The organism is Variovorax paradoxus, assembly GCF_040544635.1.
Classification (GTDB): domain Bacteria; phylum Pseudomonadota; class Gammaproteobacteria; order Burkholderiales; family Burkholderiaceae_C; genus Variovorax; species Variovorax paradoxus_R.
Genome location: NZ_JBEPKJ010000003.1, coordinates 331,284 through 355,011, shown reverse-complemented (window position 1 = coordinate 355,011; position 23,728 = coordinate 331,284). Strand labels below are relative to the sequence as shown.

Here is a 23,728-nt window from a genome sequence, read left to right as displayed (position 1 = left end):
TTTCGCTCTAAAGAGGAGACGACATGAAAAGTTTGAGTTCTTTGTTCCTGGCTTGCGTGCTGGCCCTGGTCAGCGTGCAAGCCGATGCGGCTCGCATCGGCGGCGGCAAATCGGTCGGCCGCCAATCGTCCAACGTGACGCAGCGTGAAGCCACATCGCCCGGCTCGCCCGCGCAGCAAAACGCGACCAATGCGGCGCCGCGGCCCGCAACGCCGTCGCCTGCCGCTGCGGCGCCGAAGCGTCCATGGGGTGCCATGCTCGGCGGTCTCGCCGCCGGCCTGGGCCTGGCTTGGCTCGCGAGTTCGCTGGGCCTGGGCGCCGGCTTTGCCAACATCCTGCTGATCGGGCTGCTCGTGATGGCCGGGTTGTTTGTCTGGCGCATCTTCAAGGCGCGTTCGGCGGCCTCGGGTGCCAACCGTCACGGCGGCTTCGCCTTCCAGGGAGCGGGCAATCCGGCGAACGCCAGTGCGCCTGCGCAGTACAGCCCCGCCAACGTCGGCAACGACGCTTCGGCTCGGCCCTGGGAACGCAACGCGACCGCTTTTGACGGCACGCCCGCACAGGCCGACGAGCGTCACGGCAGCAGCCTCTCCGCGGCAGGTGCCGCGGCCGGCGGCAGCATGATCGGCTCGGCGCTGTCCGGCTCGCAGTCGTGGGGCATCCCGGTCGGTTTCGACGTGGACGGCTTCCTTGGCGCCGCCAAGCGCAACTTCGTGACGCTGCAGGACGCCTGGGACCGCGCCGACGTCACCACGCTGCGCTCGATGATGACCGACAGCATGGTCGACGAGATCCGCACGCAGCTGGCCGACCGCGCCAGCCACACCGGTGGCGCCTCCAACAAGACCGAAGTCGTGATGCTCGACGCCAAGCTGCTCGGCATCGAGGAACTGGCCGATGCCTACATGGCGAGCGTGGAGTTCTCCGGCATGATCCGCGAAGACGCCTCGGCCGGCCCGGGTCCGTTCCGCGAGGTCTGGAACATGACCAAGCCTGTCAGCGGCAACAGCGGCTGGCTCGTGGCGGGCGTGCAAGCGCTGCAGTAAGCGCATTCCGGCGGCCAACAGGCCGCCTGCAGAACCGATAATGGGGACATGGCCACACCATCGTCCCCATTTTCTTTTCTCGACGACCTGTTCAATCGCATCGGCGAGCGTCTGCAGCCGCCCGCCTGGGCGGTGCACGAGATCCAGCATCGCGCGGTGCTGTTTCTGAACCATGTGCTGCAGCAGGAACCCGAGGCCCAGCAGCGGCTGCTGCGGCAGCAGGGCCGCGTGGTGCGCTTCCAGTGGCGCTTCGTGACGATGGAGCTGGTGGCCACGCCCGCCGGCCTCCTCGACCTGGCACCCGCCGGATCCGTGCCCGAGCTCACGCTCACCGTCACGGACGAATCCCCCTTCGACCTGGCCCGCGCCACGCTGCGCGGCGACAAGCCCTCGGTGCAGATCATCGGCGACGTGCAGCTCGCGGCCGAGGTCAACTGGCTGGTCGACCATGTGCGCTGGGATGTCGAGGACGACCTCGCGCGCCTCATAGGCGACGTGCCGGCGCACACCATTGCCAACGGCGCTCGCAAGGTTGCGGGCGCGCTGCGCCAGTTTGTCGGCGGCAAGCCCCCGCAAGCCGGCGGTTCGGCGGCCGGCCCGGCGAGCACGGCCGAATGAGGCGCTTCTACCGCGGCTTCTTCATCGTCTGGGTCGCACTGCGCTACGGCCTGGACGAGCTCGTGCTCACAAGCTTCCAGAAACCCTGGCTGCGCGTGGTGGCGCGCGTCGTTTCCATCGGCCGCAACCTCGATGCGCCCCGTGGCCAGCGCCTGCGCGAGGCGCTCGAGCGCCTGGGCCCCATCTTCGTGAAGTTCGGCCAGGTGCTGTCGACACGGCGCGACCTGCTGCCGCCCGACATTGCCGACGAACTCGCCTTTCTGCAGGACCGCGTGCCGCCATTCCCCTCGTCGGTGGCCATTGCGACCATCGAGCGCGCGTTCCGCCGGCCGGTCGGCGACGTGTTCGTGCAGTTCGACGAAACACCTATTGCCAGCGCATCCATTGCGCAGGTGCACTTCGCGACCATCCGCACCAATCAGGGCGAGATCCGCGACGTTGCCGTCAAGGTGCTGCGGCCCAGCATGCGCGGCGTGATCGAGAAAGACCTGGCGCTGATGGCCATGATGGCCGGCTGGGTCGAAAAGCTCTCGCCTGACGGCAAGCGCCTGAAGCCGCGCGAGGTGGTCGGCGAATTCGACAAATACCTGCATGACGAGCTCGACCTGGTACGGGAAGCCGCCAACGCGGCCCAGCTGCGCCGCAACATGGTCGAACTCGACCTGGTGCTGATCCCGGAGATGTTCTGGGACTTCTGCCACCCCGAGGTGATCGTGATGGAGCGCATGAACGGCGTGCCCATTGCCCAGCTCGACCGCTTGCGCGCGGCCGGTGTCGACATTCCCAAGCTGGCGCGTGACGGCGTCACGATCTTCTTCACGCAGGTGTTCCGCGACGGCTTCTTTCACGCCGACATGCACCCGGGCAACATCCAGGTGAGCCTCGCGCCGGAGACTTTCGGGCGCTACATTTCTCTCGACTTCGGGATCATTGGCACGCTCACCGAGTCGGACAAGGAATACCTGGCGCAGAACTTCGTGGCCTTCTTCCGCCGCGACTACAAGCGCGTGGCCGAGCTTCACCTGGAAAGCGGCTGGGTGCCCGAAGGCACGCGCATCGATGAGCTGGAGGGCGCGATCCGCACCGTCTGCGAGCCGTACTTCGACCGGCCGCTGAAGGAAATTTCGCTCGGCATGGTGCTGATGCGGCTGTTCCAGACCTCGCGCCGCTTTCACGTCGAAATCCAGCCGCAACTGGTGCTGCTGCAGAAAACCCTGCTCAACATCGAGGGCCTGGGCCGCCAGCTCGACCCCGAGCTCGACCTCTGGCACACCGCCAAGCCCTTTCTCGAGAAGTGGATGGTCGACCAGATCGGCCCGAAAAAGCTGTTCCAGCAGCTCAAGGCCGAGGCGCCGCGCTACGCAAAATTGCTGCCGCAATTGCCGCGCCTGCTGCACGATTTCCTTGAAAATCGGCCACCCGACAATCGCCGCGAGCTGCTCGAACTGCTGGCCGCGCAAAAGCGCACCAACCGGTTGCTCCAGACCATCATCTACGGTGGCATAGGATTTGTATTGGGATTGCTCGCCATGCAAGTGCTGGTGCGCGTGAAGTTGTTCTAGAGGAGAGTCCCCGTGTTGCTGACGCTGGTTGTCGTTTATCTGCTGGTCACCATTGCGATCGGCCTCTACGCCGCCAAGCGGGTGAAGAACACCACCGACTTCGCCATTGCGGGTCGGCACCTGCCGCTCTTCATGATCGTGACGACCACCTTCGCGACCTGGTTCGGCTCCGAAACGGTGCTCGGCATTCCGGCCAAGTTCATCGAAAACGGGCTGGGCGGCGTGGTCGAAGACCCGTTCGGCGCGGGCACCTGCCTGATCCTGGTCGGGCTGTTCTTCGCGGGCAAGCTCTACCGCATGACGCTGCTGACCATCAGCGACTACTACCGCGAGCGCTACGGCCGCGGCGTCGAAGTGGCGTGTTCGCTCATCATCATGCTGAGCTACCTGGGCTGGGTGTCGGCGCAGGTCACGGCGCTGGGGCTGGTGTTCAACGTGCTTTCGGCCGGGGCCATCAGCATTCCGGCGGGCATGGTGATCGGTGTGGTTTCCATCCTGGCCTACACCCTTTTCGGCGGCATGTGGTCGGTGGCGGTGACCGACTTCATCCAGATGATCATCCTCGTCGCGGGGCTTGCCATCATCGCGGTGTTTGCCGGCAACATGGCCGGCGGTGCAGACAAGGTGGTGGCGTTCGCGGTCAGCAAGGATCTCTTCAAGTTCTGGCCCGAGCCCAACTGGCACGACATGGTGTTCTTCTTTGCCGCGGCCATCACGATGATGCTGGGCTCCATTCCGCAGCAGGACGTGTTCCAGCGCGTGATGTCGGCCAACAGCGTCAAGGCCGCCACCCGCGGCCCGGTCATCGGCGGGGTGGCGTACATCCTGTTTGCCTTCGTGCCCATGTTCCTGGTGGCGAGCGCGCTCCTGATCATGCCGGAGCAGACCGCCGTGCTGCTGAAGGAAGATCCGCAGAAGGTGCTGCCGACGCTGGTGCTCGAGAAGATGCCCTTCGTGATGCAGGTGCTGTTTTTCGGCGCGCTGCTGTCGGCCATCAAGTCGACCGCCTCGGCCACCTTGCTGGCGCCGAGCGTCACCTTCACCGAGAACATCTGGCGCCAGTTCCGGCCCGCGGGCACCGACCGCCAGAACCTCATGACCATGCGCATCACGGTGCTGGTTTTCAGCGCGGCCGTGCTGGCCTACGCCATCCGCATGCAGGGCACGCCCATTTACGAACTGGTGTCGGGCGCCTACCAGGTGCCGCTGGTCGGCGCCTTCGTGCCGCTGGTGTGCGGGCTCTACTGGCGCCGCGCCACCACGCAGGGCGCCATCGCTTCGGTCCTGTTCGGCATCGGGGTCTGGCTGCTGTTCCTGTCCATGCCCTGGAGCGCCGAATTCCCGGCCCAGCTGGCCGGCGTGCTCGCTTCGTTTGCCGGCATGGTGGCCGGATCGCTGGCGCCCCAATGGGTGGCCAACACCCGCACGCCGCACCGGCTGCTGGTGACCGAGCCGGCCTGAAGCGGCGTTCGAGGTAGGGCGCCCCTTATAATCGAGGGCTTTGCGAGCGGCCTCTGCTCGGTTTTTGCGCCGCTTTTTTACTCAATTCCATGCCCATTTACGCCTACAAGTGCAGCGCCTGCGGCTTTGCCAAGGACGCCCTGCAAAAAATGTCCGATGCGCCGCTCACGGTGTGTCCGGCGTGCGGCGCGAGTGCATTCGAAAAGCAGGTCACCGCCGCCGGCTTCCAGCTCAAGGGTTCCGGCTGGTACGTGACCGATTTCCGCGACGGCGGCGGCAAGAAGGCCGAGCCTGCAACCGCGGCTCCCGCGGCGAGCGGCGACGCTGCCGCGCCGGCCGCCAAGACCGCCGAAGCTTCCAGCGCCGCGCCTGCCCCTGCCCCTGCCCCCGCGCCTGTCTCCAGCCCCGCTCCGGCGCCTGCCCCTGCTGCCAAGAGCGACTGAGAACACACCATGCTCGCCCTGCGCAAATGGCTGTTTTCCGGCTTGCTGGTGATTGTTCCGCTGTTCATCACCCTGGCGGTGCTGAAGTGGATCATCGACACGCTGGACCAGACGCTCTGGGTGCTGCCGGTGGTCTGGCAACGATGGCTGCACGAAAACAACGTGCGCGGGCTCGGCGTGCTGCTCACGCTGGCCATATTGCTGGGCGTGGGCGCCATCGCAAGCAATTTCGTGGGCAAGCGCCTGCTCGGATGGGGCGACGCCGTGGTGCGGCGCATTCCGGTCGTGCGCTCGATCTACTCCAGCGTCAAGCAGGTCTCCGACACGCTTTTTTCCGAGAACGGCAATGCCTTCCGGACGGCCGTGCTGGTGCAGTGGCCCCGAGAGGGCGTCTGGACCATCGCCTTCGTGACCGGCACGCCCGGTAGCGACGTGGTCGAGCACTTGGGCGGCGGTGACTACCTCAGCGTTTACGTACCGACAACGCCCAATCCCACGGGCGGTTATTTCGTGATGCTCAAGCGCAGCGACTGCATCGAACTCAAGATGAGCGTGGACGAAGCGCTCAAATACATCGTCTCGATGGGCGTGGTCGTTCCCGGCGGCCCCTCGACCATCGCGAACAAGTAAAAAACGCGCCTTCGCGGCGCTGGAATTCAAGATATGGCCATGCGTACTCACTATTGCGGTCTTGTGACCGAAGCCCTGATGGGCCAAACCGTCACCCTGTGCGGCTGGGTCAACCGTCGCCGCGACCATGGCGGCGTGATCTTCATCGACGTGCGCGACCGCGAAGGCTACGTGCAGGTGGTGTGCGACCCCGATCGTGCTTCCACCTTCGCCGTGGCCGAGAACCTGCGCAACGAGTTCTGCGTGCAGATCACCGGCCTGGTGCGCGCGCGCCCCGAAGGCACGACCAACGACAGCCTCAAGAGCGGCAAGATCGAAGTGCTGTGCCATGAGCTCAAGGTGCTGAACCCGTCGGTCACGCCGCCGTTCCTGCTGGACGACGACAACCTGTCGGAAACCACCCGCCTCACGCACCGCGTGCTCGACCTGCGCCGCCCGGCCATGCAGCGCAACATGATGCTGCGCTACAAGGTGACGATGGAAACGCGCAAGTTCCTCGACGCCAACGGCTTCATCGACATCGAGACCCCGATGCTCGGCAAGTCCACGCCCGAAGGCGCGCGCGACTACCTCGTGCCCAGCCGCGTGCACGACGGCAGCTTCTTCGCGCTGCCGCAGTCGCCCCAGCTCTTCAAGCAACTGCTGATGGTGGCCGGCTACGACCGCTACTACCAGATCGTGAAGTGCTTCCGCGACGAAGACCTGCGCGCCGACCGCCAGCCCGAGTTCACGCAGATCGACATCGAGACCTCGTTCCTCGCCGAAGAAGAAATCCGCGAGATGTTCGAAGGCATGATCCGCACCGTGTTCCGCAATGCCGCGGGCATCGACCTGCCGGTGTTCCCGACCATGACGTACGGCGACGCGATGTTCAAGTACGGCTCCGACAAGCCCGACCTGCGCGTGAAGCTCGAGTTCACCGAACTCACCGAGCTCATGAAGCGCGTCGAGTTCAAGGTGTTCTCGAACGCCGCCACCATGCAGGGCGGCCGTGTGGTCGCACTGCGCGTGCCGGGCGGCGGCGCCGAGGGCGGCCTGTCGCGCGGCGAAATCGACGCGTACCAGGAGTTCGTCAAGATCTACGGCGCCAAGGGCCTGGCCTACATCAAGGTCAACGACGCAGCCGCCGGCCGCGAAGGCCTGCAAAGCCCGATCGTCAAGAACCTCGACGATGCCTCGCTGGCCGAGATCATCGCCCGCACGGGTGCCCGCAACGGCGACATCCTGTTCTTCGGCGCCGACAAGGAAAAGGTCGTCAACGACGCCATCGGCGCGCTGCGCGTGAAGATCGGCCACAGCGCCTTCGGCAAGAAGGCGGGCCTGTTCGACGACCGCTGGGCGCCGCTCTGGGTGGTCGACTTCCCGATGTTCGAGTTCGACGAGGAAGGCCAGCGCTGGAGCGCCGTGCACCATCCGTTCACCGCACCGAAGGACGGCCATGAAGACCTCATGGACACCGCGCCCGAGAAGTGCATTGCCAAGGCCTACGACATGGTGCTCAACGGCATCGAGATGGGCGGCGGTTCGGTGCGTATCCACCGCGAAGAAGTGCAGAGCAAGGTGTTCCGCGCGCTCAAGATCAGCGCCGAAGACGCACAGCTCAAGTTCGGCTTCCTGCTCGACGCGCTGCAATACGGCGCCCCGCCGCACGGCGGCATCGCCATCGGCCTCGACCGCCTGGTCATGCTCATGACCGGCGCCGAGTCGATCCGCGACGTGATCGCCTTCCCCAAGACCCAGCGCGCGCAAGACCTGCTCACGCAGGCGCCGAGCCCGGTCGACGAGAAGCAGCTGCGCGAGCTGCACATCCGGCTGCGCAACGTCCAGCAGCCCGCCGCCTGATGCGCTCATGACGACAGGCATCCGGCCCTGGAAGATTCCGGAGTCGGTGCTGGTCGTCATCCATACGCCGGCGCTCGATGTGCTGCTGATCCGGCGTGCCGATGCCAATGACTTCTGGCAGTCGGTCACCGGTAGCAAGGACCTGGCCGACGAGCCGCTCATGCTCACCGCGGCACGCGAGGTGGCCGAGGAAACCGGCATCCAGTGCGGGGAGGGCACTCCGCTGGCCGCGCGGCTGGTCGACTGGCAGCTGCGCAACGTCTACGAAATCTACCCGGGCTGGCGCGCACGCTATGAACCCGGCGTGACGCACAACACCGAGCACCTGTTCGGCCTCTGCGTGCCCGAGCGCTTGGTGCCCGCGTTGGCCCCTCGCGAGCACACCGACTGGAAATGGCTGCCTTACCGCGAGGCGGCGGACGCGTGCTTTTCCCCATCGAACGCCGAAGCCATTCTGTTGCTGCCAGAATTTGCGCGATGAACCTGCCGGCACATACCCTTCGGGTCGCGACCTACAACATCCACAAGGGTGTGCAAGGCATCGGGCCGGCGCGGCGCCTCGAAATCCACAACCTGGGGCATGCCATCGAGCAGCTCGACGCCGACATCATCTGCCTGCAGGAAGTGCGCAAGATGAACCGGCAGGCCGCGATGCGCTTCGAGCGCTGGCCAGAGCTTCCCCAGGCCGACTTTCTCGCGCCCGAGGGCTATACCGCCGTGTACGAAACCAACGCCATCACGCGCCACGGCGAGCATGGCAATGCGCTCCTGACGCGCTGGCCGGTGATCCGCACCGGCCATCAGGACATCTCCGACCACCGCTTCGAGCAGCGCGGGCTGCTGCATGTCGTCATCGAGGTGGAGGGCCGCCCCGTGCATGCCATCGTCGTGCACCTGGGGCTCATCAAGGGCAGCCGCGTGCGGCAGGTCGCACGGCTGCGGGAGTTCATCGAGCGCGAAGTGCCGCCTGGCGAGGCGGTGGTCGTCGCGGGCGATTTCAACGACTGGGGCGCGCGCATGCGCTACGCCATGAACGCGATGGGCCTGCGCGACACCAGCGACCTGCGCGGGCCGCGAACGCTCACTTATCCCTCGCGGCTGCCGGTGGCGCAGCTCGATTTCGTCTACGGGCGGCAGCTGGAGCCGGTGGCCTGCTCGGTGCCGCGCGGGCCGATCTGGGCGCGCATGTCCGATCATCTGCCGCTGGTGGCCGACTTCACGCTGGCATGAGCCCCGGTCTGGCGGTGTTCCCCTCTGGACGCTGCAAAAATGCGTTCGCTGATACCATGCGCGGATGCTGAGGAAAACCGACGTGGAACCGCGCCCTGATGGAAACAACGATGACGAGGGCACGCCCGTCTCGGTGAAGATCCGCGAACGCCTGACCGCCGCGCGCAAGCGCTTCAACGCCAACGACAACATTGCCGAGTTCATTGAGCCGGGCGAACTCGAGTCGCTGCTCGACGAGGTCGAAGTCAAGATGAAGGGCGTGCTCGAAAGCCTGGTGATCGACCTCGAGAACGATCACAACACCGGCAACACCGCGCGCCGGGTGGCCAAGATGTACCTGAACGAAGTGTTCAGGGGCCGCTACGTGGCGCCGCCTTCGCTCACCGAATTTCCGAATGCCGAGCACCTGAACGAGCTGATGATCGTCGGCCCGATTACAGTGCGCAGCGCCTGCTCGCACCACTTCTGCCCGATCATCGGCAAGCTGTGGATCGGCATCATGCCCAACGAGCACACCAACGTCATCGGCCTTTCGAAGTACGCGCGCCTTGCCGAATGGGTGATGGGCCGGCCCCAGATCCAGGAAGAGGCGGTGGTGCAGTTGGCCGACCTCATCCAGGAAAAGACCCAGCCCGATGGCCTTGCGCTCGTGATGGAAGCCGAGCACTTCTGCATGGCCTGGCGCGGCGTGAAGGAAATGGACAGCAAGATGATCAACTCCGTGATGCGCGGCGTGTTCCTGAAAGACCCGAGCCTGCGCCGCGAATTCCTTTCCCTGCTGCCGAGAAGGAGCTGAACATGCTGGTCCGCCTTCTTTACGCCAGCCGTGCTGTCGATACGAGCCCCGAGGCCATCGAGGCCATCCTCGCGCAATCGCGCACGCACAACACGGCTTGCGGCATCACCGGCATTCTTTGCTACGGCGCGGGTACCTTCCTGCAGGCCATCGAGGGCGGGCGCATGGCCATCAGCGAGCTTTACGGCCATATCCAGCGCGACGCGCGCCACAAGGATGTGGTGCTGCTGCACTACGAAGAAATTTCCGAGCGCCGCTTCGGCGGCTGGACCATGGGGCAGGTGAACCTCTCGAAGCTCAATGCCTCGACCCTGCTCAAGTATTCGGAGAAGCCCGAGCTGAATCCTTATGCCGTGTCGGGCAAGGTCTCGCTGGCGCTGCTCGAAGAACTGATGGCCACCGCCGCCATCGTCGGCCGCCACTAGAGAACGTGGTGCCCGCGCCAGGCACTTCGCGTTCCCCCGGCCTCGCATAACCCGGGGTGCCGCTCTCCGCCTTCGCATTGATCCTGCTCGCCGGGATCATTCACGCCAGCTGGAACATAGCCGCCAAGAAGGCGAACGGCGATGCGCGCTTCGCGTTCCAGAGCGGCGTGTTCGTGACCGTCGTGTGGGCTCCCGTGGGCATCGCGCTGGGCTGGAGCGTGGTACCGACCTGGGGCTTGCGGGAGTGGGGCTTCGTCGTGCTGAGCGGTGTGTTGCACGTCTTCTACTACGTCATCCTGCTGCGCGGCTACCGCAAGTCCGATCTCACCGTGGTGTATCCGCTGGCGCGCGGCTCGGGCCCGCTGCTGTCTTCGTTGGTCGCCATCTTGTTCCTGGGCGAGCGCATCAGCCTTGTGGGCGTTGCGGGCATTGCGGGCGTGGTGCTCGGCGTGTTCCTGGTGGCGGGCGGGCCGGGGCTCTGGCGCAAGAAGCATGACCCCGCCCAGCGCGCGCGGGTGCACAAGGGCATCCGCTACGGCGTGCTGACCGGGGCCTTCATCGCGGCCTACACGGTGGCCGACAGCTATGCGGTGAAGTTCCTGGCAATGTCGCCGATCCTGCTCGACTACTTCGGCAACTTCGTGCGCGTGGGCCTGTTGCTGCCCGCGGCGCTGCACGACCGCGCCGCCACTGCGCGGATGTGGCGCGCGCAATGGAAGTACGCGCTGCTGGTGGCGACGATCAGTCCCGTCTCCTACGTGCTGGTGCTCTATGCCGTGCAGCAGGCGCCCATTTCCCACGTGGCCCCGGCGCGCGAAGTCTCGATGCTCTTCGCCGCGCTGATCGGCGGCCACCTGCTGCGCGAGGGCGATCGCTTGCTGCGGCTGCTGGGCGCCGCCTTCATTGCCGCCGGCGTGGTGGCGCTCGCGCTGGGGTGAAGGAATGAGCGCCGCAACGCTGCTGTTCGGCTGCGATTTCTCTTGCGCACCTACGGTGCGAAAGCCCATCGTCATCGCCAGCGGCCGCATTGGCGATGGGGGTGAACTGGTGCTGGCGGGCCTGAAACGCTTCACCACGCTCGGTGCATGGGCCGAGTGGCTGCGCAGCGAGCCGGTGTGGATCGGCGGTTTCGATTTTCCGTTCGGCCTTCCGCGCGAACTGGTCGAACATCTGCGCTGGCCCACGGAGTGGAGCGCGCTCATGGCCCACTACGCCAGCCTGAGCCGCGCCGAGATTCGCGCCACCTTTGCCGCCTTCTGCGCCGCGCGTCCGGTCGGCGGCAAGTTCGCGCACCGGGCGACCGATGCGCCCGCCGGTTCAAGCACGTCGATGAAGTGGGTCAACCCGCCGGTGGCCTTCATGCTCCACGCGGGCGTGCCGCCGCTCGTGGCGGCCGGCGCGCATCTTCCGGGGCTGCACGCCGGCAGCAGCAAAAGCCGCGTGGCGCTGGAGGCGTACCCGGGGCTGCTGGCCCGCGAACTGATCGGCCGGCGCAGCTACAAGAGCGACGAACGGGTCAAGCAGACGCCCGAGCGGCTGATGGCGCGCAGCGATCTGCTGGCCGCACTCGAGGCGGGCACCACGCGGCTGGGCTTGCGGCTGGCGCTTGGCGGCGAGCAACGCCTCGAACTGCTGGCCGACGCCCGCGGCGACCACATCGATGCGGTGCTTTGTCTCGTGCAGGCCGCGTGGAGCGCGCAGCGCGCATCCACGCCAGGGCCGGGCTATGGCTTGCCGGAGCAGTTCGATCCGATCGAAGGCTGGATCGTCACGGCTTGAGCCTCCTTGTCCTACAGGGTTTCGCGGTGGCAGCGACGCCCTCGCTCCTTGCCTGAAAGCTAGATTGACGAGGCGGTTCGGGCTATGTCCGGACGTGCCTGCGCGCAATGTGCGCGCGTCACCCCGCTCTTCGGAGCGACTGGAGGATTCCAAATGAAAAAACTTCGTCAAACCATCGACATGCCGCTCTCGCGCACGTGGCTCGCCATGCTGCTCGTGGCCGGTGCGGCATTGACGCTTTCCGCCTGCGACAACTCGGACAACCGCACCGCGGGCGAGAAGCTGGACAGTGCGATTTCGAAGACCGAGAAGGCGGCCGATACCGCTGCCGCCAAGACCGGAGAGGCCCTCAAGGACGCCAAGGCAAAGATCGACGCCGCCAGCACGAGCGCGGAGGTGAAGGACGGCGTGGCCAACATGAAGGAAACCGCCAAAAACGCCGGTGCAGCGGTGACCTCGACGGTGGACGATGCCGCGATCACCGCATCGGTTTCCGCGAACCTTGCCAAGGACCCGGACCTGAGCGCCATCAAGATCGACGTGGACACCAAGGCCGGTGCCGTCAGCCTGAAGGGCCCCGCGCCCACGGCGGCCGCCAAGGCGCGTGCCGAGGAAATCGCCAAGGGCGTGCAGGGAGTGACTTCGGTGAACAACCAGCTCGAAGTAAGGAGCTGAGCGCGCTTTCTCCCTTCCAGCATCAAGCAAAAAGCCCGGCTCGTCCGGGCTTTTTTTGGGGCAGTGGCCTTGAGTTAGGCCTTGTTCAGTGGCCGAGCCAGTCCTTGAGCTCGTCCGCGTGCTCTTCCTCGTCGGAAAGAATGTCTTCCAGCATGCGCCGGGTCGTCGGGTCCTTGTCGCCGATGAGGCCGATCATCTGCCGGTACGTCTCCACGGCAATGCGCTCGGCCACGAGATTGGCGCGCACCATGGCCTGCAGGTCGGTCGACTCGTCGTAGCCGGCGTGGCTTCGCTCGAGCAGGTGGTTCGGGGCGAAGTCCGGCTCGCCGCCCAGCTGCACGATGCGCTCGGCAATGCGGTCCGCGTGCGCCGACTCTTCATTGGCGTGGACCAGGAATTCTTCGGCAATTGCGGGCGACGACACGCCGTTGGCGGTGAAATAGTGGCGCTTGTAGCGCAGCACGCACACCAGCTCGGTGGCCAGCGCATCGTTCAGCAGCTTTACGACATCGTCGCGCCAGGGGCCGTAGCTCGGCGTGACCGCACCTTCGTCGAGGCTGTTGGCCGCCGCCTCGATCGCTTTTTCGTCGAGTACCAAGTGCTCGTGCCTTGTCGGGTTCGCACCCGGAGAGTTCGCATTCATGGAGGGTCCTTTCGTGGGCTGGTGTTTTTCTGCTGCATCAACGTGTTGACGACGTCAGCCACGTCGGATGTCTTGAGCACAGCTGCCAGCACTGCGGTGAAAGAGAGCAGGCGCCATGGCTTGACCAGCACGATGGCGGCACCCGTGGCCGCAGCCACGGCCATGAGCTTGGCGGGCTCCTTGCGCGCGTAGTGTTCCAGCAAAGGGCGTGCAAGCTGGCCCACTGCATGGGCCGGATGACGGCGCCACCAGCGCTCGGTCATGCTGCGCGCCATCGATGCCCATCGACGGCGGTTGCGCGAGGAACTCTCCCGATTCGCACCGCCTGAGGCGTGCATCTCGGGATCATCCTCCTGCGCCGCGTCATGCCTGCTGCGAGCGTGGTCCCGCGGCTCGTCTTCCTCGTCGTTCAGGTGTCTGACGATGGCGCGGCGCGAAAGCGCAAGGCGCTCCTGCGGCGTGAGGAAGCTGCGGTCAGTGCCGTTCATGGCGGGCTCCTGCTTCGTGCAATGCCTGCAGATCGGCGTCGACCTGGGCGCGAAGATCGTCGAATGCGTAGCCGGGGAACGGCCGGCTCGCCATCCAGGCGCAAATAGCGGCAATCACCAGCGCAACGCCCGGCACCGCCACCAGCACCCAGTGAAAGCTGCCGTGCAGCACGCCCATCAACACTGCAACACCGATGAGCCCGAGCGCCAGCATGGCACTGGCCGCCGCCAGCACGCCGGCAACGATGCGCGCCACCAAGCCGCGCCCCGCCTCGGAGGCCTCTTGCCTCACGAGGGCGGCATAGTTGGCGGCGTGTTCGGCGATGAGTTCCGGATGTCCGAGCACCGTGGAAAAAATCGGATGAAGCATGGTGCGCGGAATCGGTGGAACGGCGTATCGGCGACTTTGCTATGCCAGCGAATCAGTATTCGTCGCGGCGGCTGCGGCTGGCCAGCACGATGAGTGCGGTGATCGCGGCGCCAGCCGCGGCGGCGATCAGCACCGAGCGCACGGGCTGGTCGGAGATGTAGCGGCCGGTGACGTCCGCAGCCTGCTCCAGCCGGCGCTGTGCGCGCGCGCTGGTGGTCGAAGCCGCATCCAGGCCGCGCTGCACGGCTTGCTGCACGCGCGCTGCCAGTTGCTCGACCGCCGGTTCCGCATCGCGGCGCAGTTCGCGGACCTTCTCGCCGGCTGCATTCACCGCGTTCTGTGCGTAGGCGCGGGTAGTTTCGACAGCCTCGTTGGCGGTCTGGCGTGCGTCGTCGGCGAGTTGCGAGGGAGTCTTGGTGGTCGTGTTCATGAAAATTTCCTTTCCGGGGATATGAATTCGGGAGCCTGTTGATCGTACCTACGCTACTTGCGTCGTAGCAAGCCGGCCAGGAAACTGGCAATGGCAAGTACGGCGAAGATCACGAAAAGGATCTTGGCGATTCCTACCGCGCTGGCGGCGATGCCGCCGAAGCCGAACACAGCGGCAATCAGCGCAATGACCAGAAACACCACGGTGTAGTGCAGCATGTGGACTCCTTCGAGACTTCGCTCGTTGTTTGAAACTGCACGTTCAAAGAGGGAATGAACGGCACAGGAACAACCTTAAGTGCCCCCCCTGCAAGACCCTGTCAGCGGCTGGGCGCGTGGAGCGTAGGAGACGACCGAGTTCCTCCCGGGCCGGCCATTGCCTGGTAGCGACGAGGCGCCGGCGGAGGAGGGGCCCGCAGTGCGTCAGACCGGCTTGACGACGGGCAGCATCGCGCTCAGGCGGGTGCCTCGGCCCGGCGTCGACGAGATCGTGAGCTTGCCCCGCGCGGCTTCCACCCGGTGGCGCATGCCCGCAAGGCCGTGCGTCGAGGGAAAAATGCGCAGCGGGTCGAAGCCCTTGCCGTTGTCGGCAACTTCCACGATCACGTGGTTCGCGTAGTTCTTCAGGACAATCGTCGCCTCGCTGGCCTCGGCGTACTTGCCGATGTTGGTCAGGCTCTCCTGCACCATGCGGTAGATGGTGAGCTGGCGCGACTCGTCCATGGTGACGGGTTCGAGCGCCATCTGCACCTGAATGCCCGAGCGCTCGGCAAATTCGCGTCCGAGGATTTCCAGCGACGCCACCAGCCCGAGGTTCGACAGCGACGATGGCCGGAGATCTTCGATGATCCGGCGCTTGAGCGCGATGCCGCTGTTGAGCAGCTCGGTCAGATGCTGCAGCCGCTGCGTGGCGTCCGGTGCCTCCAGCAGCCTCGACTTGAGGCGGGCGACGTCCAGCTTGGCCGCGGTCAGCAGCGAGCCGAGCTCGTCGTGCAGCTCCCGTGCGAGATAGCCGCGCTCGGTTTCGCGCACGTCCTGCAAGTGGGTGGCCAGCTCGGCCAGCGATGCGGTGCGTTCGCGCACTTCGTCTTCGAGCGCGTTGCGTTCGCGTTGCAGCGTTTCCTGCTGGCGCTCGCCGATGGAACGCAATGCATGCGTCTGGCGCAGATACAGAAAGAAGGCGAACAGGGCCGCCAGCGCCACGATGGCGGTGCCGATGCGCGCTAGCTGCAGCGACTTCATCACCTGCACCTGGCTTTCCTGCAGGGTCTTGTTGCTGGCCGCCACGAGGTCGTGGGCGCTCTTGCGGATCGCGTCCATTTCCTCGCGCCCCACGTCCGTCGTGATGACGAACTTCCAGGCATCCTCCTTGCCGTCCTGCCGCAGGCGCACGCTCATGTCCATTTCGGCTATCTTGCGCAGCACGTGCTTGGAGAGCTCCGCCAATTGGGTACGCTCGGCGGGCCGTTCGGCGTAAAGTTGGCGCAATGTGGCAAGGTATCCATCGACCTGCTTGACGGCCATGTCGTAAGGTTGGCGGTAGCTGGTTTCGCCGGTCAGGAGGTAGCCGCGCTGCCCGGTTTCGGCGTCGAGCATGCTTTGCAGGATGAGGTTGACCGTGGCGCGCACCTTTTGCGCCTCGTCGATGTTCGCCAGGGCCTGGGTCGACTGGCGGTAGCCGGCCTCGTTGATGCCGACGAGGGCCAGCGCAGCCAGTGCCGCGAGCAGGAGGCTCACGGCCATTTTTGGAGGAGCTAGCCAGTGCATGAAACTTTCAAAGGTGCTTTCAGCACAAGTTCGTGAATAATTGATAACAACCAGGGGATCGGCATGTTGCGGCTTCCTCGGCTGCGACACAACGAAGAAAGTAACAGATGATCAAAATTGGAATTGTGGACGACCACGCTATCGTGCGTTCGGGCCTGCGGCAGTTCTTCTCCGAGCACGTCGACTTGCGCGTGGCCGGCGAGGCCGCCAGCGGGCGCGAGGCCATCGAGCTCGTGCGCACCACCGAACTCGACGTGCTGGTGATGGATCTTTCCATGCCGGGACAGAGCGGCATCGACGCCCTCGCCATGATCCGCGCCAAGGCGCCGGACGTGGGCATCCTGATTCTGAGCGGCTACCCCGAAGAGCACTACGCGATGAACCTCATCCGCCAGGGCGCGAGCGGGTACCTCAACAAGGAGTGCGATCCGATCGAGATCGTCAATGCGATTCGCACCATCTCGCTCGGCCGCCGCTACATCACGCCGGCCGTGGCGGAACTGCTGGCTCGCCAACTCGACCGCAAGGACGATGCGGCACCGCACGAGCAGCTGTCGGAAAGAGAATTCCAGGTGTTCCTGAAGCTCGCCAAGGGCGAGACCGCGGGCGACATCGCCAAGACGCTGTCGCTGTCGGTCAAGACCGTCAGCACCTACCGCACGCGTCTCATGGAGAAGATGAATCTGTCTTCCAACAGCGACCTCACCTACTACGCGCTGAAGAACAAGCTGATCGATTGAGAAAAGAATCAGGCTGCGGCTGAAGAAAGAGGCAGGGAGGCCCGGCGCGGCTTCTTCTGCCTCTTTTTCATTCCGTGCCGGTGGCGGGGCGGTGAGCCGCCGCCTCCAGGATGCAGAAGTCGACCAGGGCATCGATCTCGTTCGACTTGTCGAACACCGCATCCACCCCGAATTCGGCGCAGCGCCGCCGGATGTCGGGCGTTGCATAGTTGCTGAGCACCACCACCTTCTGGTTCGGCCTGCGCGACGTGCAGGCCTGGAGCACGCCAAGGCCGCTGCCCTGCTTGAGAAAAAGATCGACCACCGCCAGGTCCCACTCTTCGCCGTGGTCCTGCAGCCATTGGCGTGCGTGCGCCTCGGTCTCGGCAAAGCCGACGACCGTCGTGCAGGTGAGTTCTTCCAGGGTACCAATGAGGTTTTCACGGATCGTGAGGTTGTCTTCGACGATGTATGTCTGCAATCTGGTATCCATGCCGAACCGCGCTTCCTCTGTGGGCAGGTGCTTCTGGCGAACGCCCCTGCGGGCGAAATACCTGCGCATCGAAGATTGAGGTGTCGCCGACCCGCATCATGCAGGGTTCGGAGGAAGGGTGTTGTAGGCGGGTTCTGACGCACAGGCCTCGCCGAAGCTCTCCGTAGGCAATGCCGCACGGTTTCTGCGGCCCATTGCCGACCCGGCAAGATCGACAGCAGGTATATCCACACTCCATGGCAACGAACGTCCTTCGCAATCGGCCGCTCTGGCTCAAGCTATTGGCGGGCTTCGTGCTGCTGTTCGCTGCGCTGGTGATGTTGTTTGCGTTCTTCCCTTGGGACACGTTGCGCGAGCCCATCAACCGCTACGTCAGCGAGAAGACCGGGCGCAAGTTCGAGATCACGCGCCGGCTCGATGTGGGCGTGGGGCTGCGTGGTGCCACCGTCAAGTTCGACGGCATCGAGTTCGCCAATCCTCCTTGGGCCCGCGACCCCTATCTGGTCAAGGCCGAACGCGCCGAGTTCGACATACGGCTCTGGCCTCTGCTTACCCAGAAGATCGTGATCCCGCGCCTCGCGCTGTTCAAGCCCACGCTGGGCCTTCAGATGGAGCCGGACGGGCGCCGCACATGGGCGCTCGGCAAGGACACCTCCGACCCCGGCAGCGTTCCCGTCATCGGGCTGATGGAGGTCGATAGCGGGACGGTCGATTTCCTGGCCACCCACCTGGGCGTCGATCTGCATGCGGAAGTGAGCTACGACACGAGCCGCGGCGACCTTCCGCTCAGCTATCGCATCAAGGGCCGCTACAAGGGCCAACCCCTGACAGCCGAAGGACGCACGGGCAACGTGCTTCAGCTGAGGTCGGCCGGCCAGCAGCCGTTTCCGATGGAGATCGATGCCGCGGCGGGCCAGACGCGGTTGAAGGCGCAGGGCACGGTGACCGACTTCGCCGATCTCGACGGCATCGACGCGAAGTTCGAGCTCAAGGGCCAGACCCTCGGCGCCCTGTTTCCATTGCTGGGCATCGCACTGCCGGAGACTTCTCCGTACGCGCTGGGCGGCGACCTGCGCAAGCGCGCCAAGCTGTGGGAAGTGGCGGGGCTCAAGGGCCGGCTCGGCCTTTCGGACATTGCGGGCGACATGCGCTTCGACCAGGCCGGCCAGGTGCCGCATCTTGCGGGCGAACTGCGCTCGCGCCTGATGGACATGGACGACCTGGGCCCGCTCATCGGTTTGCCGCCCACCGAGCGGTCGGCCAAGGCGGTCGAAGGCGTGGCGCCGCCGCCGACCATCAAGCAGGTCAAGCGTGCCGCGGGCGACAAGGTGCTGCCCACCGCCACGCTCGACTTCGATCGCTTGCGCGCGATGAACGCCGACGTGAAATACACGGCCGAGCGCATCCGCAACGTGCGCGACGTGCCACTCGACCGCGGCAGCGTGCAGATCAAGCTGAACAACAGCGTGCTCGCCCTCGACCCGCTCGATCTGGGCGTGGGCGGCGGCAAGCTGGCCGGCGCCATCCGCATCGATGCCACCCAGAACCCGGCGGACATCCGCGCGTCGCTCGACCTGCGCAACATGCAGCTCAATCGCCTGGTTCCGAAGATCGAAACCATGCGCAGCAGCTTCGGCAAGCTCGATGGCCGCATCAATCTCTCGGGCCGGGGCACCTCGGTGGCCAGCTGGCTCGGCGGGGCATCGGGAGATGTGGCGGCCCTGACCGGGCGAGGGCGGTTCAGCAACCTGCTGCTGGAGTTCATGGGCCTGGACGGCGCCGAGATCATCAAGTTCCTGCTGCGCGGCGACCAGAACGTCGAGTTGCGCTGCGCCGCGATGGCCTTCGACGTCAACAAGGGCGTCATGACCAGCCGCAGCATGGTGCTCGACACCGCCGACACCGTGTTCTATGCCACCGGCCAGGCCAATCTGGCAACCGAAAAACTCGACTTCGTGGTGCGCCCCGAACCCAAGGACGCGAGCATTCTGTCGCTGCGGACGCCGCTGGTCATCGGCGGCAGCTTCGGCTCGCCCTCCGGCGGGGTGCAGGCCGTTCCGCTGGCGGAGCGCGGCCTGGCCGCACTGATACTCGGAGCGATCAATCCGCTGTTAGCGCTGGCTGCGACCGTCGAAACCGGGCCGGGCGAGGATGCGGATTGCAAGAGCGTGCTGTCGCAGGCCAACAAGCCCGGCACCGGTCCGGCGGCGGCGGGTGCAGCCAAGGCGAAAGGCGCAAAGCAGCGCTGACGCCGAAGGCGGGGCCGGGCGCGGTCAGGCGCCCGTGCGCTGCGCGCACACGCTGCAATGCGGATCGCGCGCAACCTGCAGCGTGTCGAATGCGATGCGGCGGCCATCGAACATCAAAAGCTTGCCCGCCAGCGACGGCCCGATGCCCGCGAGCAGCTTCAGTGCCTCGCTGGCCTGGAGCGTGCCGATGGTGCCGACCACTGGGCCGAACACGCCAAGCACCGCGCAAAGCGTTTCCTCGAAGGCCGCGTCGGGCGGAAAAATGCAGGCATAGCAAGGGGAGGCTTCGTCGCGCGTGTCGTACACGCTCAACTGGCCGTCGAAGCGGATGGCGGCGCCTGCCACCAGCGGCTTGCCGTGCGCCACGCAGGCGCGGTTGACCGCGTGCCGCGTCGCGAAGTTGTCGCAGCAGTCGACGACCACGTCCGCGGCCGCGACAAGGCGCGACAGCAGCGCCTCGTCGGCGCGAAGGGCGTGCGTCTCGATGGCAATGCCGGGGTTGATGTCGCGCATGGCCTGTGCGGCCGATTCGACCTTCAGGCTGCCCACGCGTGCGTTCGTATGGGCGACCTGGCGCTGGAGATTGGTGAGGTCGACCTCGTCGTCGTCCACCAGCGTGACCTGCCCGACGCCGGCCGCCGCGAGGTACAGCGCCACGGGAGAGCCCAGGCCGCCCGCGCCGATGACCAGCACACGGCCGGCGCTGACGCGCGCCTGCCCGTCGATTCCGAATTCTTCGAGCAGGATATGGCGCGAATAGCGCAGCAGGTCATCGTCGTTCATGGTGGCTCATCCCGGGCCTGCGCCAAACGAAAAAATACCGCGGCCCGGCAGCGCCGGTTCCGCGGTATTTCTGGATCCGAAGGCGCAGAGGTCCAGATCAGTTTTCTTTCTTCTCGTCCTTGTTCTCGACAATGACCTGCGTCTTGCTGACCAGCACCGGCTGGCCCTTGAGGCGGTTGAGCGCCTGCATCAGCGGAAAGTCCTTGTCGGTGCCGAACTCGGGCACCTTGCGGTCCTGCGGCGGCTTCTTGGCTTCTTCCTCGAGGCGCTTGCGGGCTTCGTCGCGGGCCTTTTCGCGTTCGGGGTCCTTCGTTTCGGGCCCCTGGCCGCTGGCCAGGTGCTTTTCGAGGTCGGCCTCGCGCATACGCAGGGCTGCGAAGGGGCTGCCCTCGGCGCTTTCGTCGATCAGCACGTTGGGCACGATGCCCTTGGCCTGGATCGAGGTGCCGCTCGGTGTGTAGTAGCGCGCCGTGGTGATCTTCAGGCCCGTGTCCGGTCCGAGCGGGCGCACCGTCTGCACCGAGCCCTTGCCGAAGGTCTGGCTGCCCATGACGGTGGCGCGCTTGTGGTCCTGCAGGGCGCCGGCCACGATTTCGCTCGCAGAAGCCGAGCCTTCGTTCACCAGCACCACCAGCGGCACGTTCTTCAGGGCCGCGGGCAGGTTGCGCAGCGGGTCGCTGCCGGAACGGCGCTGGTAGAACTCGGGCGCTGCCTTGTAGACGGATTTGCTCTCGGCCAGCTGGCCGTCGGTCGAAACCACCGTGACGTTCTCGGGCAGGAAGGCGGCCGAGATGGCGACGGCCGCATCGAGCAGGCCGCCCGGGTCGTTGCGCAGGTCGAGCACCAGGCCCTTGAGGTTGGGTTCCGTCTTGTAGATCTCTTCGACCTTTTTCACGAAGTCGTCGACCGTGCGTTCCTGGAACTGCGACAGGCGGATCCAGCCGTAGCCCGGTTCCATGACCTTGCCGCGCACCGACTGGGTACGGATTTCCTCGCGCGTGATTGTGACCGGGAAGGTGCGGCTTTCGTCCTTGCGGAAGATGGTCAGCAGCACCTTGGTGTTGGCCTCGCCGCGCATGCGCTTGACGGCTTCGTTGAGCGACAGGCCGCGCACGGCGGTGTCGTCGATCTTGGTGATCAGGTCGTTCGGCTTCAGGCCTGCGCGGAAGGCCGGAGAGCCCTCGATGGGCGACACCACCTTGATGAGGCCGTCTTCCTGCGAAATTTCGATGCCGACGCCGACGAAGCGGCCCGTCGTGCCTTCCCTGAATTCCTTGAAGGACTTCTTGTCGAAGTACTGGGAATGCGGGTCGAGCCCGGCGACCATGCCGGAAATGGCGTCGGAAATGAGCTTTTTCTCATCGACCGGCTCGACATAGTCGCTCTTGACCATGCCGAAAACGGCGGCGAGTTGCTGCAATTCTTCGAGCGGGAGCGGCGCGAGCGAGCCGCGTGCGACTGTCTGCAACGAGACGGTGGTCAGGACGCCGGCAACGGCGCCAGCGGCGACCCAGCCGGTAATCTTCAATTTCTGGCCCATCATGAGTGATTGTCCTTGTCGGCTGTCGAACCAATATACACAGCTTGGAAGCAAATTGCCTGCCGGGGTTCCACGGGGGAGCGCCGCCGAGGGGCTTTCTTTTTCAGGCCTTGCCTTGCGAAGCCACCGCCGCAGCGGCCTTTTCGGCGGCTGCGGCGTCGCCGAGGTAGTAGTGCCGCAGCGGCTTGAGCTCGTCGTCGAGCTCGTAGACCAGCGGAATGCCGTTGGGAATATTCAGGCCGACGATGGCGTCGTCCGAAATGCCGTCCAGGTATTTGACCAGAGCCCGGATCGAGTTGCCGTGTGCCGCCACCACCAGGCGGCGGCCGGTGCGGATGGCCGGCGCCATCGATTCGTTCCAGAACGGCAGCACGCGCGCCACCGTGTCTTTCAGGCACTCGGTCAGCGGGATCTGCTCGGGCGAGAGCTTGGCGTAGCGCACGTCGCTGCGTTCGCTGCGCGGGTCGTCGGCTTCCAGCGGCGGCGGCGGGGTGCCGTAGCTGCGGCGCCAGACCAGCACCTGCTCGTCACCGTATTTCTTGGCGGTTTCGGCCTTGTTCAGCCCCTGCAGGGCGCCGTAGTGGCGCTCGTTCAGGCGCCACGAGTGCACCACGGGCAGCCAGGTGCGGTCGAGTTCGTCCAGGGTGTGCCAGAGCGTGCGGGTGGCGCGCTTGAGCACGCTGGTGTAGGCCACGTCGAAGTCGTAGCCCTCGGCCTTGAGCAGCCGGCCGGCCTGTTTGGCCTGCTCGATGCCGGTTTCGGTCAGGTCGACGTCGGTCCATCCGGTGAAGCGGTTTTCGAGATTCCAGGTCGATTCGCCATGGCGGATCAGTACCAGTTTGTGCATGTGGGAGGCCTTTGGCAGCGCTTGGGAAAAACCAGCATTCTAAAATCCCGGGTTTGCCATCCAAGGAACCCCCGTGAAATTGATCGAATTCGTCACCGCGAACTGGATGCTGATCCTGATCGCACTCAGCTCGGGTGGCATGCTGGCCTGGCCGCTGATCCGCGGCGGCGCCGGCGGCGGCACCCTCACGGCCCAGGGGGCGGTGCAGCTCATCAACCGCGAACGCGCGGTGCTGGTCGACGTGCGCGAACCCGAAGAGTTCGCCACCGGCCACATGATCGGCGCCAAGAACGTTCCCCTGAACCTGCTGGAAGAAAAGCTGACCGGTACGGTCAAGAACAAGAACGTGCCGTTGCTGCTGGTGTGCGCCACCGGAGCCCGCGCCCAGCGCGCCGTGGCCATGGCCAAGAAACTCGGTTACGAGCAGGCCCAAGCCGTCTCCGGCGGCCTGAAAGCCTGGAAAGAGGCTAACCTGCCCGTTGAAAAAGCCTGAATCTCCCTGAGATACATCCTATGCAAGCCGTCAAGATGTACACCACCGCCGTCTGCCCTTACTGCATTCGCGCGAAGCAAATCCTCAAGTCCAAGGGTGTCGAGCAGATCGAAGAAATTCGCATCGACAGCGACCCCGCGGCCCGCAGCACCATGATGGAGATCACCCAGCGCCGCACGGTGCCGCAGATCTTCATCGGCGACACCCATGTGGGCGGCTGCGACGACCTGATGGCACTCGACAGCCGCGGCGGCCTGGTTCCGCTCCTGCAGGGCGCCTGAAACACAAAGCAGCCGGGCGTCACGGAAGCGGTCCGGGCGCCGGGCGATAATCATCTGCTCATTCATCTGCAGCCCGCTGCGGGAACCTCTCCCCGGCGGGCATTGTTTTGATACTCGAA

28 protein-coding genes are annotated in these 23,728 nt (G+C 65.5%); 18 read left to right on the top strand and 10 right to left on the bottom strand.

Annotated features, from left to right (window positions below; genetic code table 11):
* Positions 1 to 23: 23 nt before the first annotated feature.
* The 14 genes from ABIC94_RS07405 (at position 24) to ABIC94_RS07340 (ending at position 12,507) form a co-directional block, all read left to right on the top strand.
* Positions 24 to 1,046 carry a Tim44 domain-containing protein gene (locus tag ABIC94_RS07405; RefSeq protein WP_354372382.1) on the top strand — a complete coding sequence of 341 codons (1,023 nt, stop codon included), beginning with the start codon at positions 24 to 26 and terminating at the stop codon, positions 1,044 to 1,046.
* A gap of 48 nt (positions 1,047 to 1,094) precedes the next feature.
* Positions 1,095 to 1,664, top strand: a complete 570-nt coding sequence (locus tag ABIC94_RS07400) for a ubiquinone biosynthesis accessory factor UbiJ (protein WP_354372381.1) — start codon at positions 1,095 to 1,097, stop codon at positions 1,662 to 1,664.
* Positions 1,661 to 3,226, top strand: a complete 1,566-nt coding sequence (gene ubiB, locus ABIC94_RS07395; protein WP_354372380.1) for a ubiquinone biosynthesis regulatory protein kinase UbiB — start codon at positions 1,661 to 1,663, stop codon at positions 3,224 to 3,226. Before ABIC94_RS07400 ends, ubiB begins: the two co-directional genes overlap by 4 nt.
* A gap of 12 nt (positions 3,227 to 3,238) precedes the next feature.
* Positions 3,239 to 4,687 (top strand): sodium:solute symporter family protein, encoded by a 1,449-nt coding sequence (locus tag ABIC94_RS07390; RefSeq protein ID WP_354372379.1) that lies wholly within the window; start codon positions 3,239 to 3,241, stop codon positions 4,685 to 4,687.
* An 89-nt stretch (positions 4,688 to 4,776) separates the two neighbouring features.
* Entirely contained in the window at positions 4,777 to 5,130 is a 354-nt protein-coding gene (locus ABIC94_RS07385; protein ID WP_354372378.1) for an FmdB family zinc ribbon protein, read from the top strand.
* Between the two features lie 9 nt (positions 5,131 to 5,139).
* A complete protein-coding gene (locus ABIC94_RS07380) occupies positions 5,140 to 5,760 on the top strand; it encodes a DUF502 domain-containing protein (RefSeq protein ID WP_354372377.1) in 621 nt (206 codons plus the stop codon).
* A 33-nt stretch (positions 5,761 to 5,793) separates the two neighbouring features.
* Entirely contained in the window at positions 5,794 to 7,602 is a 1,809-nt protein-coding gene (gene aspS, locus ABIC94_RS07375; RefSeq protein WP_354372376.1) for an aspartate--tRNA ligase, read from the top strand.
* A 7-nt stretch (positions 7,603 to 7,609) separates the two neighbouring features.
* Positions 7,610 to 8,083 carry a dihydroneopterin triphosphate diphosphatase gene (nudB, locus tag ABIC94_RS07370; protein WP_354372375.1) on the top strand — a complete coding sequence of 158 codons (474 nt, stop codon included), beginning with the start codon at positions 7,610 to 7,612 and terminating at the stop codon, positions 8,081 to 8,083.
* Complete coding sequence (locus tag ABIC94_RS07365) at positions 8,080 to 8,832, top strand: endonuclease/exonuclease/phosphatase family protein (RefSeq protein WP_354372374.1); 753 nt, start codon at positions 8,080 to 8,082, stop codon at positions 8,830 to 8,832. Before nudB ends, ABIC94_RS07365 begins: the two co-directional genes overlap by 4 nt.
* 64 nt (positions 8,833 to 8,896) lie before the next feature.
* A complete protein-coding gene (folE, locus tag ABIC94_RS07360) occupies positions 8,897 to 9,628 on the top strand; it encodes a GTP cyclohydrolase I (RefSeq protein ID WP_258502055.1) in 732 nt (243 codons plus the stop codon).
* Between the two features lie 2 nt (positions 9,629 to 9,630).
* Positions 9,631 to 10,053, top strand: a complete 423-nt coding sequence (locus ABIC94_RS07355) for a BLUF domain-containing protein (protein WP_307699463.1) — start codon at positions 9,631 to 9,633, stop codon at positions 10,051 to 10,053.
* 56 nt (positions 10,054 to 10,109) lie between these two features.
* Positions 10,110 to 10,991 carry a DMT family transporter gene (locus ABIC94_RS07350; RefSeq protein WP_354372373.1) on the top strand — a complete coding sequence of 294 codons (882 nt, stop codon included), beginning with the start codon at positions 10,110 to 10,112 and terminating at the stop codon, positions 10,989 to 10,991.
* Between the two features lie 4 nt (positions 10,992 to 10,995).
* Positions 10,996 to 11,832 (top strand): DUF429 domain-containing protein, encoded by an 837-nt coding sequence (locus ABIC94_RS07345; protein ID WP_354372372.1) that lies wholly within the window; start codon positions 10,996 to 10,998, stop codon positions 11,830 to 11,832.
* A 153-nt stretch (positions 11,833 to 11,985) separates the two neighbouring features.
* Complete coding sequence (locus ABIC94_RS07340; RefSeq protein WP_354372371.1) at positions 11,986 to 12,507, top strand: BON domain-containing protein; 522 nt, start codon at positions 11,986 to 11,988, stop codon at positions 12,505 to 12,507.
* Between the two features lie 85 nt (positions 12,508 to 12,592).
* Here ABIC94_RS07340 and ABIC94_RS07335 read toward each other — a convergent pair whose 3' ends face one another.
* The 6 genes from ABIC94_RS07335 to ABIC94_RS07310 all read right to left on the bottom strand — a co-directional run bounded on the left by ABIC94_RS07335 (position 12,593) and on the right by ABIC94_RS07310 (position 16,180).
* A complete protein-coding gene (locus ABIC94_RS07335; protein ID WP_354372370.1) occupies positions 12,593 to 13,150 on the bottom strand; it encodes a ferritin-like domain-containing protein in 558 nt (185 codons plus the stop codon).
* Positions 13,147 to 13,638 (bottom strand): hypothetical protein, encoded by a 492-nt coding sequence (locus ABIC94_RS07330; protein ID WP_354372369.1) that lies wholly within the window; start codon positions 13,636 to 13,638, stop codon positions 13,147 to 13,149. The genes ABIC94_RS07335 and ABIC94_RS07330 overlap by 4 nt, the downstream gene beginning before the upstream one ends.
* On the bottom strand, positions 13,625 to 14,008 hold the full coding sequence (locus ABIC94_RS07325) for a hypothetical protein (protein ID WP_354372368.1): 384 nt from the start codon (positions 14,006 to 14,008) through the stop codon (positions 13,625 to 13,627). The genes ABIC94_RS07330 and ABIC94_RS07325 overlap by 14 nt, the downstream gene beginning before the upstream one ends.
* A gap of 52 nt (positions 14,009 to 14,060) precedes the next feature.
* Positions 14,061 to 14,438 (bottom strand): hypothetical protein, encoded by a 378-nt coding sequence (locus tag ABIC94_RS07320; protein ID WP_354372367.1) that lies wholly within the window; start codon positions 14,436 to 14,438, stop codon positions 14,061 to 14,063.
* A 53-nt stretch (positions 14,439 to 14,491) separates the two neighbouring features.
* Positions 14,492 to 14,656 (bottom strand): DUF1328 domain-containing protein, encoded by a 165-nt coding sequence (locus ABIC94_RS07315; protein WP_157615369.1) that lies wholly within the window; start codon positions 14,654 to 14,656, stop codon positions 14,492 to 14,494.
* Positions 14,657 to 14,860: 204 nt separating this feature from the next.
* The gene (locus tag ABIC94_RS07310; protein ID WP_354372366.1) at positions 14,861 to 16,180 is read right to left on the bottom strand and encodes a CHASE3 domain-containing protein; all 1,320 of its coding nucleotides are present in this window, start codon (positions 16,178 to 16,180) and stop codon (positions 14,861 to 14,863) included.
* A gap of 131 nt (positions 16,181 to 16,311) precedes the next feature.
* Between ABIC94_RS07310 and ABIC94_RS07305 the strand changes: the two genes are divergently transcribed.
* Entirely contained in the window at positions 16,312 to 16,944 is a 633-nt protein-coding gene (locus ABIC94_RS07305) for a response regulator (RefSeq protein ID WP_007837167.1), read from the top strand.
* Between the two features lie 67 nt (positions 16,945 to 17,011).
* Here ABIC94_RS07305 and ABIC94_RS07300 read toward each other — a convergent pair whose 3' ends face one another.
* Entirely contained in the window at positions 17,012 to 17,416 is a 405-nt protein-coding gene (locus ABIC94_RS07300) for a response regulator (RefSeq protein ID WP_354372365.1), read from the bottom strand.
* A gap of 236 nt (positions 17,417 to 17,652) precedes the next feature.
* Here ABIC94_RS07300 and ABIC94_RS07295 point away from each other — a divergent pair, with 236 nt between their 5' ends.
* Positions 17,653 to 19,665, top strand: coding sequence for an AsmA family protein (locus tag ABIC94_RS07295; protein WP_354372364.1), 2,013 nt, complete (start codon positions 17,653 to 17,655; stop codon positions 19,663 to 19,665).
* A 24-nt stretch (positions 19,666 to 19,689) separates the two neighbouring features.
* Here ABIC94_RS07295 and ABIC94_RS07290 read toward each other — a convergent pair whose 3' ends face one another.
* The 3 genes from ABIC94_RS07290 to gpmA form a co-directional block, all read right to left on the bottom strand.
* Positions 19,690 to 20,448 (bottom strand): HesA/MoeB/ThiF family protein, encoded by a 759-nt coding sequence (locus ABIC94_RS07290; RefSeq protein ID WP_354372363.1) that lies wholly within the window; start codon positions 20,446 to 20,448, stop codon positions 19,690 to 19,692.
* A gap of 97 nt (positions 20,449 to 20,545) precedes the next feature.
* Positions 20,546 to 21,988, bottom strand: a complete 1,443-nt coding sequence (locus tag ABIC94_RS07285) for a S41 family peptidase (RefSeq protein WP_354372443.1) — start codon at positions 21,986 to 21,988, stop codon at positions 20,546 to 20,548.
* Positions 21,989 to 22,091: 103 nt separating this feature from the next.
* Positions 22,092 to 22,835: a 2,3-diphosphoglycerate-dependent phosphoglycerate mutase gene (gene gpmA, locus ABIC94_RS07280; protein ID WP_354372362.1), complete on the bottom strand. Its 744-nt coding sequence runs from the start codon at positions 22,833 to 22,835 to the stop codon at positions 22,092 to 22,094.
* Positions 22,836 to 22,941: 106 nt separating this feature from the next.
* Here gpmA and ABIC94_RS07275 point away from each other — a divergent pair, with 106 nt between their 5' ends.
* Together ABIC94_RS07275 and grxC are read left to right on the top strand one after the other, a co-directional pair.
* Positions 22,942 to 23,328: a rhodanese-like domain-containing protein gene (locus ABIC94_RS07275; protein ID WP_436317954.1), complete on the top strand. Its 387-nt coding sequence runs from the start codon at positions 22,942 to 22,944 to the stop codon at positions 23,326 to 23,328.
* Positions 23,329 to 23,348: 20 nt separating this feature from the next.
* The gene (gene grxC / locus ABIC94_RS07270) at positions 23,349 to 23,609 is read left to right on the top strand and encodes a glutaredoxin 3 (RefSeq protein ID WP_354372361.1); all 261 of its coding nucleotides are present in this window, start codon (positions 23,349 to 23,351) and stop codon (positions 23,607 to 23,609) included.
* Positions 23,610 to 23,728 lie beyond the last annotated feature (119 nt).